The 15,714-nt window shown below is 33.3% G+C and carries 16 protein-coding genes; 11 read left to right on the forward strand and 5 right to left on the reverse strand.

The window, feature by feature from the left end:
• Positions 1-13: 13 nt before the first annotated feature.
• Entirely contained in the window at positions 14-1,012 is a 999-nt protein-coding gene (locus ACY2LT_RS01165) for a dihydroorotate dehydrogenase-like protein (protein ID WP_491815804.1), read from the forward strand.
• 73 nt (positions 1,013-1,085) lie between these two features.
• On the opposite strand, the gene ACY2LT_RS01170 is transcribed toward ACY2LT_RS01165, so the two are convergent.
• Together ACY2LT_RS01170 and ACY2LT_RS01175 are read right to left on the reverse strand one after the other, a co-directional pair.
• On the reverse strand, positions 1,086-2,288 hold the full coding sequence (locus ACY2LT_RS01170; protein ID WP_491815805.1) for an alkaline phosphatase family protein: 1,203 nt from the start codon (positions 2,286-2,288) through the stop codon (positions 1,086-1,088).
• A gap of 111 nt (positions 2,289-2,399) precedes the next feature.
• The gene (locus ACY2LT_RS01175) at positions 2,400-2,774 is read right to left on the reverse strand and encodes a response regulator (RefSeq protein WP_491815806.1); all 375 of its coding nucleotides are present in this window, start codon (positions 2,772-2,774) and stop codon (positions 2,400-2,402) included.
• 231 nt (positions 2,775-3,005) lie between these two features.
• Here ACY2LT_RS01175 and ACY2LT_RS01180 point away from each other — a divergent pair, with 231 nt between their 5' ends.
• The 10 genes from ACY2LT_RS01180 to ACY2LT_RS01225 all read left to right on the forward strand — a co-directional run bounded on the left by ACY2LT_RS01180 (position 3,006) and on the right by ACY2LT_RS01225 (position 12,289).
• Positions 3,006-4,418 carry a flippase gene (locus tag ACY2LT_RS01180; RefSeq protein ID WP_491815808.1) on the forward strand — a complete coding sequence of 471 codons (1,413 nt, stop codon included), beginning with the start codon at positions 3,006-3,008 and terminating at the stop codon, positions 4,416-4,418.
• Complete coding sequence (gene glf / locus ACY2LT_RS01185) at positions 4,415-5,539, forward strand: UDP-galactopyranose mutase (RefSeq protein WP_491815809.1); 1,125 nt, start codon at positions 4,415-4,417, stop codon at positions 5,537-5,539. Before ACY2LT_RS01180 ends, glf begins: the two co-directional genes overlap by 4 nt.
• Positions 5,539-6,183 (forward strand): tRNA (adenosine(37)-N6)-threonylcarbamoyltransferase complex dimerization subunit type 1 TsaB, encoded by a 645-nt coding sequence (gene tsaB / locus ACY2LT_RS01190; protein WP_491815811.1) that lies wholly within the window; start codon positions 5,539-5,541, stop codon positions 6,181-6,183. Before glf ends, tsaB begins: the two co-directional genes overlap by 1 nt.
• Positions 6,173-7,486, forward strand: coding sequence for a tetratricopeptide repeat protein (locus tag ACY2LT_RS01195; RefSeq protein WP_491815812.1), 1,314 nt, complete (start codon positions 6,173-6,175; stop codon positions 7,484-7,486). The genes tsaB and ACY2LT_RS01195 overlap by 11 nt, the downstream gene beginning before the upstream one ends.
• A complete protein-coding gene (locus ACY2LT_RS01200; protein WP_491815813.1) occupies positions 7,483-8,697 on the forward strand; it encodes a sugar ABC transporter substrate-binding protein in 1,215 nt (404 codons plus the stop codon). Before ACY2LT_RS01195 ends, ACY2LT_RS01200 begins: the two co-directional genes overlap by 4 nt.
• Positions 8,698-8,703: 6 nt before the next feature.
• Entirely contained in the window at positions 8,704-9,003 is a 300-nt protein-coding gene (locus ACY2LT_RS01205; protein ID WP_491815815.1) for a hypothetical protein, read from the forward strand.
• Between the two features lie 2 nt (positions 9,004-9,005).
• Positions 9,006-9,812 (forward strand): zinc transporter ZupT, encoded by an 807-nt coding sequence (zupT, locus tag ACY2LT_RS01210; RefSeq protein ID WP_491815816.1) that lies wholly within the window; start codon positions 9,006-9,008, stop codon positions 9,810-9,812.
• Between the two features lie 10 nt (positions 9,813-9,822).
• On the forward strand, positions 9,823-10,026 hold the full coding sequence (locus ACY2LT_RS01215; RefSeq protein WP_491815818.1) for a flagellar FlbD family protein: 204 nt from the start codon (positions 9,823-9,825) through the stop codon (positions 10,024-10,026).
• A gap of 103 nt (positions 10,027-10,129) precedes the next feature.
• Positions 10,130-11,860 carry a hypothetical protein gene (locus tag ACY2LT_RS01220; RefSeq protein ID WP_491815819.1) on the forward strand — a complete coding sequence of 577 codons (1,731 nt, stop codon included), beginning with the start codon at positions 10,130-10,132 and terminating at the stop codon, positions 11,858-11,860.
• A 3-nt stretch (positions 11,861-11,863) separates the two neighbouring features.
• On the forward strand, positions 11,864-12,289 hold the full coding sequence (locus ACY2LT_RS01225; RefSeq protein WP_491815821.1) for an ATP-binding protein: 426 nt from the start codon (positions 11,864-11,866) through the stop codon (positions 12,287-12,289).
• Here the strand turns inward: ACY2LT_RS01225 and ACY2LT_RS01230 are convergent.
• Genes ACY2LT_RS01230 through ACY2LT_RS01240 form a run of 3 tightly spaced genes read right to left on the reverse strand, consistent with a single transcriptional unit; the run spans position 12,279 to position 15,647 of the window.
• Complete coding sequence (locus ACY2LT_RS01230) at positions 12,279-13,715, reverse strand: CCA tRNA nucleotidyltransferase (RefSeq protein WP_491815822.1); 1,437 nt, start codon at positions 13,713-13,715, stop codon at positions 12,279-12,281. The two genes, ACY2LT_RS01225 and ACY2LT_RS01230, sit on opposite strands and share 11 nt — an antisense overlap.
• Before the next feature lie 5 nt (positions 13,716-13,720).
• Positions 13,721-14,731, reverse strand: a complete 1,011-nt coding sequence (locus tag ACY2LT_RS01235; RefSeq protein ID WP_491815823.1) for a transketolase family protein — start codon at positions 14,729-14,731, stop codon at positions 13,721-13,723.
• Positions 14,732-14,750: 19 nt separating this feature from the next.
• Positions 14,751-15,647 (reverse strand): transketolase, encoded by an 897-nt coding sequence (locus tag ACY2LT_RS01240; protein ID WP_491815825.1) that lies wholly within the window; start codon positions 15,645-15,647, stop codon positions 14,751-14,753.
• Between the last annotated feature and the right edge of the window lie 67 nt (positions 15,648-15,714).

The following is a 15,714-nucleotide window of genomic DNA, read 5'->3' on the forward strand; positions in this document are numbered from 1 at the left end:
TTTGGAGTTAGTTATGGATTTGACATCAAAATATTTAGGAATGACGCTTAAAAACCCATTGGTTGTCTCTGCGTCCCCTATTTCCAAAGAAATAGATAATATCAAGAAAGCGGAAGACGCTGGTGCAGCTGCTATTGTGATCTATTCACTTTTTGAAGAACAATTGATTTTAGAACAAAAAGAGATTTTCTACCACACAACCCAACATAATGAGATTACTCCGGAAGCATCTTCATTCTTTCCGGAACCTTCTGAATTCAAACTTGGTCCCGAAGAATATTTAGAGCATATTGCGAAAGCAAAAAACGCTGTGAAAATTCCTGTAATTGCAAGTCTTAATGGTAAAACTGAAGGTGGATGGACCGATTATGCAAAAAAAATGCAAGACGCTGGTGCTGATGCAATCGAACTGAATATTTATAATATTCCTACCGACACTATGCTTTCATCCGAAGCCGTTGAGAATAGTTACTTAAATATTCTGAAAGCTGTTAAAAGTGCTGTATCTATTCCAGTTGCTTTAAAATTAAGCCCATTCTTTACAAATATGGCAAGTATGGCAAAACGTTTTGATGAAGCTGGTGCGGATGCGCTTGTTCTTTTCAATCGTTTTTACCAGCCGGACGTTAATCTGAATGATCTTGAAGTTGTTCCTAATGTTGATTTGAGCACATCGGCTGATATTAAACTTCCTTTGCGTTGGATTGCTATTCTTAAAGATAGGGTGAAAGCCGATCTTGCTGCTACATCAGGTGTTCACACAGGTGAAGACGCAATCAAATACCTGATGGTTGGTGCTAACGCTGTTATGATGTGTTCGTCTTTGCTTAAAAATGGTATCTATCACCTTAAAACTGTATTAGATCAAATGCAAGGCTGGATGGAAGCTAAAGAATACGAATCAGTTGCACAAATGCAAGGTTCTATGTCGCAGTCGAAAATCGGCAATCCAGAAAGCTTTGAACGTGCTCAATATATGCGCGCAATTAATAATTATAAATTTGGTTACTAATATTAATCAAATGCAAAAAGAGGCTGTTTCTTGTAAGCAGCCTCTTTTTTTTATATATTTTAGGTTTAATAATCTATTTTAAAATATACTTTATTCTATTGATATTTCCATCTATGTTGCTTCTCCCATCTATCTTAAATATTTCGCAAAGCAAAGGATATATGTCCACATTTTCGAGCGTTCCAACTCTGTAATTCTGCTTAAACTTCCTACCGACTGCAAAAAATATCCCGTGCATATCTGTGTGGTGAGAATCATAACCGTGTTCGGCAACTGCGTTATACGTGCTTTTCCCATAAATCAACTTATACCCGATATCAGCAATTACAACAATCGGATAAATATAAGGATTACTACTGAAATTCCAGTATGCTGGTACTTCTGTTTTGTAATATACTTTATAATTTTTTTCAGCTTTTTTCAGTTTATTAAATACCAATTCTATTTCTTTATCATTTTTGGGTTTAATCATAGTTATTGCAGATGAACTATTAACATCGCAATCTATTTCTCCTATTATATCTTTAATATTTATTATGCCATCTTCGCGGATGTTTGTCATACCGTGGTCAGATAAAATAATAATATTTACACTATCTTTCATTCCAATTAACTCTATTCTTTGCCGGATTATTCCAATCAAAGAATCCAGCACAGCAATTGTTGAATCAATCTGCCGGGAGTTTGTTCCGAATTTATGACCTTCAGAGTCTGTATCGTGAAAATACAGTGTAATAAAGTGCGGTCTGTTATGATAAGGAAGTTTAAGCCAATCAATTATTCCGTTAATTTTATTTTCGTGAGGCTCATCGTGATTGTAAGCCTTGTAATAATTAGGGCGGCGGTTCTCATCTCGAACTTCAGACCCGGGCCAATAATACGAAGCTGTAATAATCTTATTTCGACGAGCTGTTTCCCAAAATGCTTCACCCCAATACCAAACTGGATTTTTCACGGCATTTGAATCAGAAAGTCGGTACTTTTCCCCATATAAATTTTCAAAAAAGTTAGAGATTAGTCCATGGTTTTGTGGATACATTCCGGTAATTATGCTTAAATGATTAGGGAATGTTGAACTCGGGAACGAAGGTTTAAAAGATAACGCTGAAACACCTTCTTTCTTGATTTTATCTAAATTTGGAGTAATTCCTCTTTCTGCATAGTCCCAACGGAACCCATCGAGCGAAATTAATAGCACATAAGGCTGTGGTTCGCTCGCTTTTATTTGCAAAAAGCAAAAAAGAACTAAGAACAATATATAATAAAACTTTTTCATAAAATTTACTAAGTTAATTCAACAATCAACGGAAATTACAATTAAAATGTTAATTTTTCAAAAATTCTCAATTAATATTAAAAAAGCAGGTTAAAACCTGCTTTTTGATAATTAAGAAACACTTTCCTTTGCTAATTGATTAAGTTTAGACAATACCTTTTCAATATCAATCCAAGAAACAGGTTTCGAAAAGAAATTTGTTGCTCCATTTTTTAATGCAAGCTCATCAAGATTAAATTGGTCGCACGCTGAGTAAATAATTACGGGTATTTCCGGGTCTATCTTTTTTATTTCTTTCATAAATTCAATTCCGTTCATCTCTTTCATCATATAGTCTGTAAGCACTGCAAGATACTTCCCTTTTTTGAAATGCTGAATTGCCTTTACTGGATTTTCGAATGCATCGCATTCAAAACCATTTAATACCAAAACATCGTTTAATACCTCGAGAGAGGAAATATCATCATCAATTAATAACACTTTCATTTTTAGCCTACTTAATAATAAATGCAAAAAAAATATTACAATATCAATATCAGCAAAATATGAGCCAACATTTATTGTTTGCGGTTTGTGTTCTAAGTTGTTGAAAAATAAATAATTAAGTGAAATCAAGGTGTGAGCGAAACTGAACAGTGTTCAAATCTGAACGCTCGAAATAATACACATTATTTATTTGAAAAAAGTTATTTTTGTAGTTGTATTTTTTATCTGTTTATGTCGCAATCTCGAAAGATAATTAAAAATTTTGTTTGGTTGAGCATTGCTGAGTTCGCAACTAAGGGTATTAGTTTCTTCAATAATGCTTATTTAGCTCGTGTAATTCTTGCTGATGGGTATGGCAAAATTAATTTCGCAATAGCTACTGTTACATATTTTGTTACTTTTGTTACCTTAGGCTTGAATGTAATTGGAGCTCGTGAAGTAGCTCGCAATCCTGAACGTAAGGTTTTCTTAGTTAATTCGATAATATCAATAAGATTACTTTTATCTTTTTTTGCTTACATCGGATATTTTGGTTTTATTTGGATTAATAAATTTTCCGATTCTCAAACACTCATATTAATAATCGCATCGCTCTATATTCTTTCTTCTGTTTTTACAATTGACTGGTACTACCAGGGAATTGAAAAAATGGAAGTGCTTGCAATAAGGCAATTCCTTATAGCATCTCTTAATTTTTTGGGAATTATTGCATTTGTTCATTCACCTGACGACGTTGTTATTGCAATTGTAGTTATGGCTTGCTCAACATTACTAAACACCATCTTCATTCTAATACCTTATTTTCGAGAAACCTGCTCTTTCTCTATCAATTTTAATTTGCAGAAACTTATTCCAATCATCAAAGATGCAATTCCAGTTTCATTGTCGCAATTGCTTTTAGTTTTTCTGAGCAGTTCGAGCATTATTCTGATTGGTGTTTTGTTACCTCTTTCAGAAACGAAATTAGGTATTTATACCGCTGCTAATAAACTTATGGTGTTGCTTTTTTTACCTATCACAGTTATTCAAATTGTTTTCTATCCGTATTTTTCCAAAGCAGACGATTTAAACGAGCGGCAGAAAGCATATGAAAAATATATTACTTTGAATATTATTATCGGTGTATTTCTTTCTACATTTTTCTTTCTATTTGCTAACGTAGCCATTGAATTAGTCTATGGGAAAAATTATTGTGAATCTGTTACACTTCTTAAACTTATGATGCTGATTGTAATGATGTCCTATATTTCTCAAACAGCTATTCATCCACTGATTGCCTGGAAAAAGGAGAAAAAAGTATTAAAAATCATTTTTTTGGCTGCCTTAATAAATATAATACTAAATACTTTTCTACTGTTAAAGCTCGATATTATGGGGGCTGTCTGGGCTAATGTCGTTACTGAAATATTTCTAATGTTATGCTTTATTTTGATAATCAGGAAAAATATTAATCAATACCCATTTATATTGATTGGCAAAATTTTACTTATTGGACTATTGTCTGCCTTTTTTGCCTATCAAATTTTAGTCTTAACTAATTCGGTGCTGATAAGTATATTAACATCGATAATTACATATTTTTTTATTATTTTAGTCGTTAAAATTATTACTATTAGAGAAATAAAAGGTTATCTTAAAAGATGAACTACGATTTTGTTATAATAGGTGCGGGCTTTGCTGGTTGTGTACTTGCTGAAAGAATTGCTAACCTTTTAAACAAAACAGTTTTAATAATTGAAAGAAGAAACCACATAGGTGGGAATTGTTTCGACTATTTTGATGAAAATGGTATTCTTGTTCATAAATACGGACCTCATATTTTTCATACAAACAACAAAAAAGTATGGGACTATTTATCACAATTTACTAATTGGCATTTTTATTTTCACAAAGTGCTGGCTGTTGTCGAAGGTAAAAAAGTTCCTCTGCCATTTAATTTGAATTCAATTGATTTACTTTTTCCAGAGCATTTATCCACAAAATTTGCCGAAAAACTCGTTAATAAATATGGCTATGGGCTTAAAATCCCGATTCTCAAACTAAAAGAAGACAGTGATGATGACTTGAAATTCATAGCTGAATATATTTATTCAAATGTGTTTTTAGGTTATACAACAAAACAATGGGATCTTAATCCGAACGAGCTTGATTATAGTGTTACATCGCGCGTCCCTATTCTTATAGGACGAGATGATAGATACTTTCAGGATACTTTTCAAGGTATTCCAAAACAAGGATACACTCATTTATTTCAAAATTTATTGAATAATAAAAATATCAGTGTTCTGTTAAATACTGATTATAAGTCAATTCTTGATGATTTGAAATATAAAAAATTAATTTACACCGGCGAAATCGATTATTTCTTCGATTTTGAGTATGGATATCTGCCATATCGGAGTTTAGAGTTTGATTTCAGAAGCATCAAGCAGCCGAATTATCAAGAAACTGCTCAGGTTAACTATCCAAATAACTATGATTTTACCCGAATAACTGAATTTAAACATTTTCTTCCGTATAATAGTGAATTCACTACAATTGCTCTTGAATATCCTACTAAATACGAAAGAAATAAAAACCAACCGTATTATCCTATCCCAAAGAAAGAAAATGATGAATTATATCAAAAATACTGGCAGTTAGCTCAACAATTAAAAGGGAAAGTATATTTCGTTGGTAGATTAGCTGAATACAAGTATTACAATATGGATCAAGTAGTTGCTTCTGCCTTGATGTTATTTAATCAAATTGCAAGCGTCGAATAATGAAAATCCTATCAATTGAAACAAGTGGCAGTGTTTGTAGTGTTTGTCTTTCAAGTAACAAAAATATTATAGCTGAATATAATATTTTACAAAGTTTTGAACATGATAGACTGCTTGCTCTACTTGTTCAAAGAATATTTGATGATTTTCAGATGAAAGTGTCGGACATAGATGCTGTTGCTGTGTCTTCGGGTCCAGGTTCTTTCACAGGGCTTAGAATTGGTGCCGCTTTAGCAAAAGCTCTATGTATTGACAATAGCCCGAAGTTAATAGCTGTGCCTACTCTTTCTGCAATGGCATTTTCTTCAGTAGAATTTTCAGAAAAGTATGAAGATATTTGTTGTGCTATAAACTCTCATAAAGATTTTGTCTATTTTCAGAAGTTCGATAAAAACGGACAACCACTAAGTAAGATAATTTTCGATAAAATGGATTATTTGGTTGAACTTTGCACAAAAAATTCATTACTTTGTGGAAATGGATTTGCTAACATAGGCAAGAAATCGCTTTTCCCTAACGGTATTTCAGCCTCAATTATCAATAAACTTGCAGTTAATTTATTTGAAACTAATTCGTTTATTTCTTCAAAGGATTTCGTTCCATTGTATGTTCAAGAATTCATACCAAGAAGTAATGAAAAATAATGTATTAATAATATTATGTTTATTATTGGTCGCAGGATTAACAGTAAATTCCCAAACCACAGATATATTGATTGAAAAAGGAAAATTATCTCTATTTAGAAATAACTATCAAAGTGCAATAAAATTTTTTGAACAGGCAATTTCAAAAGATTCAAACTCTTTCGAAGCTTATTATTATAGAGGATTAACTTATTTATATAGCAAAGATTTTCACAAAGCAGTTGATGATTTCACAAGCACAATTCTTCTGAAAAATGATTTTCCGGATGCTTATAATAGTCGAGGTCTTGCATATAGCTACTTAAATCAAATTGAACTTGCCCTATATGATTTTTCACGTGCTATTGAACTTGATCCAAAATTTGCCGAAGCATATATGAACCGAGGAAGTTATTATTTGGCTGTTGAAAACTTTGAACTCGCTCGCAAAGATCTTGAAAATGCTGCTAAATATACTACTTCTAATCCTGAACTGTTTTTTCTTCTCGGTAAGCTCGAATATGCTTCGCACAATTACCAGAAATCAATAGACTTTTTTTCTAAAAGTCTGTCGCTCGGGTTAAAAGATGAAAAAGTGTATTTTAACCGAGGAAATGCCTATGTTAAGCTCAATCAATTTCAAAAAGCAATTGACGACTATTCCAAAGTGCTTGAAATCAATCCGGAAGATTTATTCTCATACAATAACCGTGCATTTTGCTATGATAAATTAGGGATGGTAAATCAAGCAGAAGCTGATAAACAAAAGGCTCAGAGAATTCGCGAAAAAATCTATCCTAAACCCGTATTTGGTCAAATGAAAGCTGTTTCCGATCCTGATAGCGTTGTTTCTTTTATGCTTCCGGAGAACTGGTATTATTGGTTTGTTAAAGATTCTACAAAAATTAATATTTTAATTTCAAAAGACTATTTCGATCCATATTCTGAAGTTCTTAATATTGGAGCTAATGGTGCTTTAATCTACAATTTATCTAATGATATTTCAAACCGTAGCGACGATAATATTGTGGAATTTTGGGAAGCTGCTAAATCCCAGGTTGCTGAAAAGTTCGAGATTTATGAATTCAAGTATAAAAAATCTATGCGGTACAAAGGCACTCAGGCTTTTGAAAACCTTAGCCGGGTGCAGTATAAAAATACTCATAAAATTTTCAATATGCTCGAATTTGCTATGATTCAGAATGAAAAAATATTCTTTATTAATTTTCAAGCACCAGAAGATGAATTTTTCCTTTATGAAGAAATGTTCCAAAAAATAAAAAATTCAATAGACATTAATTTCAACAAAGAGGTTTCTAAATGAAAAGGATTTTGATTGTTTTTATTGCTTCATTTCTATTATTTAGCTGTTCAAAAAATAATGAAAACAATACTATAAAATTTTGGCATTTTTGGAGCGAACCTAATCAAAAACAAGCTTTATTGGAATTAATTTCTCAATTCGAGAAGAAATATAATTGTAAAGTGGAACTTACCGAACTAAGCTGGAACGACGGAAAAACTAAACTTATTGCTGCTTTCAATAGTGGAACAGCACCCGATGTGCTAGAACTTGGTTCAGATTGGGTTGCTCAGTTTTCTTCGTCTAATGTTTTGAAATCTTTGAATGCAGACAGTTTTTCGATAGATAAATTTATCCCATTTAGTACAGAACCTTCATATTGGAATAATAATTTGTATGCTATTCCTTGGGTAGTTGATACCCGTGTGTTATTTTTCAATAGAGAACTTCTTAATAAAGCCGGTAGAGATGGCAATCCTCCCGCTACAATGTCTGAACTTCTTGAAATGGCTCGTGCTGTTCATTTAGGCAATGATATTTATGGTTTTGGAGCTAATGGAGCCGACCCGCACCGCCTTTACAAAAAAATATTAACTTTTTTCTGGACTTTTGGTGGAGATATTTTTTCCAAAAATGGCGAATTAATTCTTGCAAGCCCGCAAAATGCTTCTGCTCTAAGCTTTTATAAAGAATTATCTAAATTTGGTATGATAGAAACTCAACGTCAGTTAGATGCTGCCTTTGTTCAAGGCAATATCGCTTTCTGGATTTCTGGTGCCTGGCTTATTCAAAAAATTCAAAATGAAAATCCGAAATTAAACTATGGTATTTCTTCTATCCCAGCTTATCAGAATAATTCAGGCGTTTCTTTTGCTGGTGGCGAATATCTTGCAATTAATAATAAAACCAAAAATTTCTCTCTTGCGGCAGAATTAATCAAATTCTTAACTGATGGCAAAAATTCTGTGGAATTTTGCAAAAAAGTTAATGAAGCTGGTTTCCCTGCTGATAAAAACTATTTCAAAAACGAAGCTCTTATTAATTCTGAAAGTAAAAAAGCATTTGCCGAACAGCTTATGTCTGCCCGAATGACACCGGTTCACCCTCATTGGCTCGAAATCGAAGAAATTATTGAAAATGCTGTTGTCGAAGTGCTTTATGACAAAGTGGATGCCTTTACCGCTTTGAAAGAAGCTCAAAATCAAATAAAATCTTTGTTGGACAAAAAGTAAACTCTTATGCGAAATATTCTGATATTTACTTCTATTATTTTGGGTTTGTTGCTTTTTTCCTCCTGTTCTGATAGTAAAGTAAAACAGGAAAAATTTCTAAATGCATACAAGGAAATTCTACTTGCAAGAGAAACAATAACTGATTCAACCGAAGCCAACAAAAAAGTAGCGCAAATATTGAAAAAATATGATTATGATGAACCTACGTTTCGAAAAGATTTTTTTGAATTGGTCAAAAATTCAGATAATTTTAGAGCTTTATTGGATTCTTTGCGTAATTCAATTATCAAAGACACAGTTAGGTGATTATGACTGAAAATCTTTTGCTCGCTTTTATTTTGACCACCTTAGCCGGACTTTCGACAGGTATTGGAAGTGCTATTGCTTTCTTTGCAAAAACTACTAATAAAAGTTTTCTTTCGATTTCGCTTGGTTTTTCTGCTGGTGTGATGATTTATGTTTCTTTAGTTGAAATTTTTGCAAAAGCGCGAAATTCATTGTCATTGCATTTCGGCGATTCACTTGGTTATGTCTATACCGTTATAGGCTTCTTTATCGGTATTTTGGTGATATTAATAATTGATAGATTGATTCCTTCTTACGAAAATCCACACGAAGCAAGAACTGTTGAAGAAATGAATGATGAAGCCGAAAAATCAAAAAAACTAAAACGTATGGGTGTTCTTACTGCTCTCGCAATTGGTATCCATAACTTTCCCGAAGGTATTGCTACTTTCACTGCTGCTCTGACTGAACCAAAACTTGGTATCTCAATCGCCGTTGCAATTGCTATTCATAATATTCCCGAAGGTATTGCTGTTTCTGTTCCGATGTATTTTTCTACTCAAAGCCGTAAAAAAGCTTTCTGGTATTCTTTTACGTCTGGATTGGCTGAACCGGTTGGTGCTATTGTAGGCTTTTTTCTTCTTAGAGCAATTTTGGATGATTCAACTTTCGGCTTTGTTTTTGCTGCCGTTGCCGGCATTATGGTGTTTATATCAATCGACGAACTTCTTCCAACAGCCCGCGAATACGACACTGGACACAAATCAATCTACGGTCTTGTCGCTGGAATGTTTGTGATGGCTCTTTCTCTTCTTTTATTTGTTGTTTAAAGGAGAATCTATGATTATTCTAACTAAAATTGATGGAAACAAAATCACCGTTAATGCCGATGAAATAGAAACTATCGAAACTTCTCACGATTCTATCATCAGTCTGAAAAGCGGGAAAAAAATTTTAGTTAAAGAAAACTCGCACGAAATCATTGCTCTTGTTATTGAATATCGCCGTAAATGTAATTCTAAAAGCGATGAAACTACCTCGTAAATATTTCTTTATTATTTTATTATTATGTCTCAACCCCTTATCCTCGTTTTCTCAGAACGCTCTTAATTATAGTTTACAAAAGAATCTTGATAACTATTCATTTTTGTTCAATTTCTATTTTACTACTAATTCGAACTGGGGGCAATTTGAAATTAATCAAAATTATGCTGGAAATAGCAATGCATATATAAAAAACTATTTTCGGGATGACGAAAACTTTAATTTTACTTATAAAAAAAATATCATTGATAGTTTCAAAATCGTTTCAGTTTCAAACTATTTAAGCAATTCAGATAAACGTTCTTTTGTTAATATTTACCAACGAACTAATACTTCATTAGGATTAGAATATAGCGTCTCTCAATTCTCCGTCAATTCAACTTATGGAATAGAAAAAAATAAGCATCAGCTTTTTGATTCTTATGGAAACATATTTAATGCTCGTTATAATCTTTCTCAACTTGATTTTGACGAGTTTTCTGTTGCTTCTGATGGGTTGGGAGAGTTATTGAATTTGGAGGACGGTCGAAAAAATAAGGATTTTCTGCTTAGCCTGAATATTTTCAAAACCTATGATAATAATAATCATTTTAGAATTATTTCTAATTACAAGCAAATAAAGCGAGATTTTGGTTACTTTACTTCCCAGAGTTTACCTTCTATTGAAACAAGAGACGAATCAAAACTGCAAAATCAGCTTTTGGTCGCATATTCAATCACAAACTTTTTTTCTCAATCATTATCACTTTCTTGGGAACGTTCCTCAATTATGAGATTTTTCAACCGAGGAATTCAAGGCAACAATTATTCCTTTACAAATAGAAAATTTGAAATTGATAATATTTCTATCAGTTTAGAAAATAATATTGATTTTTTGTTTATAAAGCAAAATTTTACGTTTTTCTTACAGCGAAGAGCTGAAAATAACTATTTAGAAAATAAATTAAAATTGAATAATTCTGATTTTTCAGTGCTAATGAATTACGAAAAACAAAAAGATAACATTAACACAAATTTCCGTTTTTCTTCTTCTACAATTTGGAATATTTCTGAGAAAAATCTCTTGGGATTGAATTTTTCTACTTCAATTACCCGCTATGACACACCAAGTGAATTTAATTATGATGATAGAGACGAACTTTCTTTAACTTCAAGTTTGTTCTATACTTTGCTAATTAGTAATTATTCTAAATTAAATTTGAATTTTGATATATCTGCAACTCATCTTGTATTCTTAAAATCACAACGTTCAGCTTTGAACAACTGGAACAGGATAATTAGATTTTCCCCTTCTTTTGAGCATTATTCCCGATTTTTCCAAATTAAACCGCAATTCGAAGTAATTGCTAATTATACAGTTTATGATTTCGACAAACTTCCTAATTCAAGCAAAAGCCTTTCTTTTCGACAAATTTCATATAGTGACAGCATAAAAATATTTTTTGCAAAAGAATTTCTTGCAGAAAGCAAAATTTTCTATAAATACAACGAAAGAGGAATATTGTATTGGGGTTCCTTTGCAGAACTTCCACAACTCGCATACTCGGAACTGTTTATCAATTTTATTTTCTATACGAAATTTGCTAATGATAATGCAAAATTTGGAATAGGAGGGAGGGGATATTCATTAACTCAAATGAAGCTAAACCGTTTATCTCAACTAAGTTCAACAAATATTTCACAAAGAAGTTTTGGTCCGGAAATAAATGTATCTATTCAATTTATTGAAAAATTATTCGTCAATATTTCAGGTTGGTATGAATATAGATATTATAAAGGTAATAAAATCAACTCTATTGCAAATTTGTTTCTTCAAACAAATTACTTATTGTAAAGTATGGAAAACTGTAATTATTGTAAGGTAGTTATCTTTCGTAGCGAAAAGGCTTCAATGACAAAAGTGGAGCCATTGCTGACAGAGATTAAACAAAAATACTCAATACCTGATGATAGATTTTACAATCTTTTGATTGCTCTTTCAGAGGCATTTAATAATGCCATTATTCACGGCAATAAATTAAACCCGGAAAAAATTGTCGAATTGGAAATTCTTTGCAACGATACAGTAATGAAAATCAGCGTTAAAGATGAAGGCGAAGGTTTTGATTTGGCTTCGGTGGCTGACCCAAGAGAATCCGACAATTTGCTTAAAGAAAACGGTAGAGGTATTTTTTTAATCAGATCTCTTCTCGATGATGCTAAATTCTATCCTTCAAAAAATGGAACAACCATCGAACTCATCTTCCGGCTAACTAATACCTGATTTTGCTGAATTCTTCCTGTCCAATTTCGCTAAGCCATTTATCCTTGTTTTCTAAAAAGTAGTTTAATGCAGCTTCGTATTCATTAGGTATTATTCCATCTAAAATAGCATCTTCTATTTTGCCTTTGATAATTCCTACAGGTTTGCTTGGAGGCAAATTGCAAATTTTCATTATCTCTTCACCGCGTACAGGCGACTGAAACTCCCTAAGTTTATCCTTTTCCTGAACTTCTAATACTTTCTGTGCTACTATATCGTAATTATTTAAATATTGTGCTTCCAAATAAGGATTTTTTGTAGTGATGTCTGCTTTGCAAAGGATAAATAAATCTTCGAGTGCATCTCCTGCTTGAAAAGCAAGCCGCCTTATTGCAGAATCTGTTACAATTTCGTCTACTAACTGCATCGGACGCTGATGAAGACGGATTAATCTCTGGACATATTCAAGATTGTCAAGTGGAAATCTCATCCGTCGGAAAATATTGGGCATTATCTTTGCTCCAAGCTCCTCGTGTCCGTGAAAAGTCCAACCGTTTGGAGTAATCCGCTTAGTTTTATATTTACCAATATCGTGAGTAAGAGCGGCAAAGCGTAACCATAGTTTATCGCTAACGAGTGAAACGTTGTCAAGCACTTTTAGCGAATGCAAAAACACGTCCTTGTGTTTGTATTGTTTTCCACCTTCTTCAATAATTTCAACTCCGCTCAGATTATCCAATTCGGGGAAAATATACTTCAGCAGTCCGGTATTTTTAAGTATTAATAGCCCAATACTTGGTTTATTTGCCGATAATATTTTCAAAAACTCGTCAGTGATTCGTTCTTGAGAAATAATTTTTATTCTGTCTGCCATTTGGATAATCGCTTCAACAGAACTCTGATGTAGTTGAAATTCAAGCTGGGCTGCAAATCTTGCTGCTCTCATCATTCGCAATGGATCGTCTGAATAGGTTGTGAAAGGATCTAATGGTGTCCGGAGAATTTTGTTTTTCAGATCGTCTAAACCATTGAAAATATCTATAACTTCGCCAAATCTCTCTTTTGATAGGTTTGCTGCCAGTGCATTAATTGTGAAATCTCGTCTTTTAAGATCATCTTCTAATGTTCCGATGCTAACAATTGGCTTTCTCGAATTTGGTAGATATTCTTCTTTTCTTGTTCCTACAAATTCAAGTTGATATCCGCGATAGGGAATCATAGCTGTTCTAAATCGTTCGAATACAATTGGTTCTCGTTTTAACTTTTCGCCAACAAATTTTGAAAAAGCTATCGAATCGCCAACAACTGTAAAATCAATGTCTTTTCGCTTGCGATTTAGCAGAACATCTCTCACATATCCGCCGACAGTATAAACTTCAACTCCAAATTCTTCTGCATATTCACTTATTCTTTTTACAATTGTTTCTTTTATTTTGATTTTATGCATATGAATTATTCGTTGAAGTGAGCTACATCTTTTACGTTGAAATAAGACTTAGAATTTGTGTCTCGCCTATCAATTGCAAGCAATGCAGAAGCATAGATCTCACGCCACGTTAGCCCGAATTTTTCCATTAATTCATCTGGTTCGCCACTTCCTCCGAAGGTATCTTTTACTCCAACAAATTCAATTGGCACAGGGCAGTTTTTCGCCAATACTTCAGCAACTGCTCCGCCGAGACCTCCATAAACCTGATGCTCTTCTGCCGTTACAACTGCACCGCATTCAAATGCTGCATCTACAATTGTATGGACGTCTATGGGTTTTACTGTATGACAATTTATCACCCGAGCTTTAATTCCTTTTCGCTTATATAATTCCTCTGCTGCTAGAATAGACTGCCAAACCATAATACCACAAGCAATAATAGCCACATCGTTCCCTTCGCTAAGCACATTTGCTTTGCCTAATTCAAAGTGCGTTTCTTTGTCTGTAAACATTGGAACTGGTGAGCGACCAAATCTGATAAATGCAGGTCCAACCATCTCACCGATTGCTATAGTTGCTTTTTTTGCTTCTTCATAATCAGCAGGAACAACGACTGTCATATTAGGAAGCGCACGAATAAATGAGATTTCTTCAAGTGCCTGATGAGTAGCCCCATCAGGTCCAACAGTGATTCCTGAATGACCACCCCCAATTTTTACGTTAGCGTTATTATACGCTACTGAAATTCTTAGCATATCAGAATTTCTAAATGCAGTAAATGCACTGTAGCTTGCAAAAAAAGGGATTTTCCCGGATAGTGCCAATCCTGCTGCAATTGTTGTTGCATTTTGTTCTGCTATTCCTATTGAAAAAAATCTGTCAGGAAATTTTTCTTTGAAAAATGAAGTTAGAACACTTCCAGTAACGTCAGTTCCAATAACAACTACATTATCATAACGTTCTCCGAGCTCAGCCAACCCCTCGCCAAAACCATGACGTGTTGGCTTATTTCCTTTTATTTCATATTTTTTCATATTATTACCTTCGATTAAACTAAAATAATTCTACAATTTCCCCTAATTCTTCAAGAGCTTTAATAGCTTGCTCTTCATTTGGTGGATTACCGTGCCATTGATAACTATCGTGCATAAATGAAACGCCTTTTCCCATAAAAGTATTTGCAATTATTACAAATGGTTTGCCATTATTATGAGTGTGATAATCAATAAATTTATCAAAAGCTGATTGAATTTCTTCATAGTTGTGAGCATCTATTTCGACTACCTCAAAATTGAATGCTCTGAATTTGTCTGCTATTGGATATATTGACATAACATCACGCACCCTACCGTCTATTTGACAATCGTTGCTATCAACTATCCAGCAAAGATTATCAAGTTTGTAGTGCCCTGCACACATTGCGGCTTCCCAGCATATTCCTTCCTGGAGCTCTCCATCACCTGTCAAACAAAATACTCTTTTATCGGTTTTGTCCAAATACTTATCACTCATAGCCATCCCAACAGCAATCGAAATTCCCTGACCTAAAGAGCCTGATGAGGTTTCTATCCCAGGCAAATTGTGATCAATTCCGGGATGACCTTGCAAACGAGAATTATATTTTCTTAATGTAGATAATTCAGAAGTTGGGAAATATCCTGCTCTTGCAAGAGATGCATATAATATCGGTGCAAGATGACCAGCACTCAGAACGAATCTGTCTCTTCCTCTCCAGAAAGGCTCTTCCGGACGATAACGCAAAAATCCACCAAAGTATAATACAGAAAAAATATCAGCTGTACCTAATGAACCACCACTATGACCAGACTTCGCTAAGTATAGACTTTTTATTACGTCTCTTCTTAATTCTAATGCGATTTCTGCATATTCTGATGGTTGACGGCGTTTGTTCTCGAAAGTTGTTTCGCTAAATTTAATATTTATTGCCATATCTTTTTTTGATTTATGATTAATTATTTTTTCAAAATTAACAAAAAATAGACAATTTATGATATAC

It is taken from the genome of Eximiradius proteiniborus, assembly GCF_058546985.1.

What these genes read in the sequence shown, in the direction of transcription:
- ACY2LT_RS01215 (WP_491815818.1), top strand. Translation starts at nt 9,823, where the DNA reads ATGATTATTCTAACTAAAATTGATGGAAACAAAATCACCGTTAATGCC.
- ACY2LT_RS01195 (WP_491815812.1), top strand. Translation starts at nt 6,173, where the DNA reads ATGAAAAATAATGTATTAATAATATTATGTTTATTATTGGTCGCAGGA.
- ACY2LT_RS01200 (WP_491815813.1), top strand. Translation starts at nt 7,483, where the DNA reads ATGAAAAGGATTTTGATTGTTTTTATTGCTTCATTTCTATTATTTAGC.
- ACY2LT_RS01205 (WP_491815815.1), top strand. Translation starts at nt 8,704, where the DNA reads ATGCGAAATATTCTGATATTTACTTCTATTATTTTGGGTTTGTTGCTT.
- ACY2LT_RS01180 (WP_491815808.1), top strand. Translation starts at nt 3,006, where the DNA reads ATGTCGCAATCTCGAAAGATAATTAAAAATTTTGTTTGGTTGAGCATT.
- ACY2LT_RS01165 (WP_491815804.1), top strand. Translation starts at nt 14, where the DNA reads ATGGATTTGACATCAAAATATTTAGGAATGACGCTTAAAAACCCATTG.
- ACY2LT_RS01240 (WP_491815825.1), bottom strand. Translation starts at nt 15,647, where the DNA reads ATGGCAATAAATATTAAATTTAGCGAAACAACTTTCGAGAACAAACGC.
- ACY2LT_RS01170 (WP_491815805.1), bottom strand. Translation starts at nt 2,288, where the DNA reads ATGAAAAAGTTTTATTATATATTGTTCTTAGTTCTTTTTTGCTTTTTG.
- glf (WP_491815809.1), top strand. Translation starts at nt 4,415, where the DNA reads ATGAACTACGATTTTGTTATAATAGGTGCGGGCTTTGCTGGTTGTGTA.
- zupT (WP_491815816.1), top strand. Translation starts at nt 9,006, where the DNA reads ATGACTGAAAATCTTTTGCTCGCTTTTATTTTGACCACCTTAGCCGGA.
- ACY2LT_RS01225 (WP_491815821.1), top strand. Translation starts at nt 11,864, where the DNA reads ATGGAAAACTGTAATTATTGTAAGGTAGTTATCTTTCGTAGCGAAAAG.
- ACY2LT_RS01235 (WP_491815823.1), bottom strand. Translation starts at nt 14,731, where the DNA reads ATGAAAAAATATGAAATAAAAGGAAATAAGCCAACACGTCATGGTTTT.
- ACY2LT_RS01230 (WP_491815822.1), bottom strand. Translation starts at nt 13,715, where the DNA reads ATGCATAAAATCAAAATAAAAGAAACAATTGTAAAAAGAATAAGTGAA.
- tsaB (WP_491815811.1), top strand. Translation starts at nt 5,539, where the DNA reads ATGAAAATCCTATCAATTGAAACAAGTGGCAGTGTTTGTAGTGTTTGT.
- ACY2LT_RS01175 (WP_491815806.1), bottom strand. Translation starts at nt 2,774, where the DNA reads ATGAAAGTGTTATTAATTGATGATGATATTTCCTCTCTCGAGGTATTA.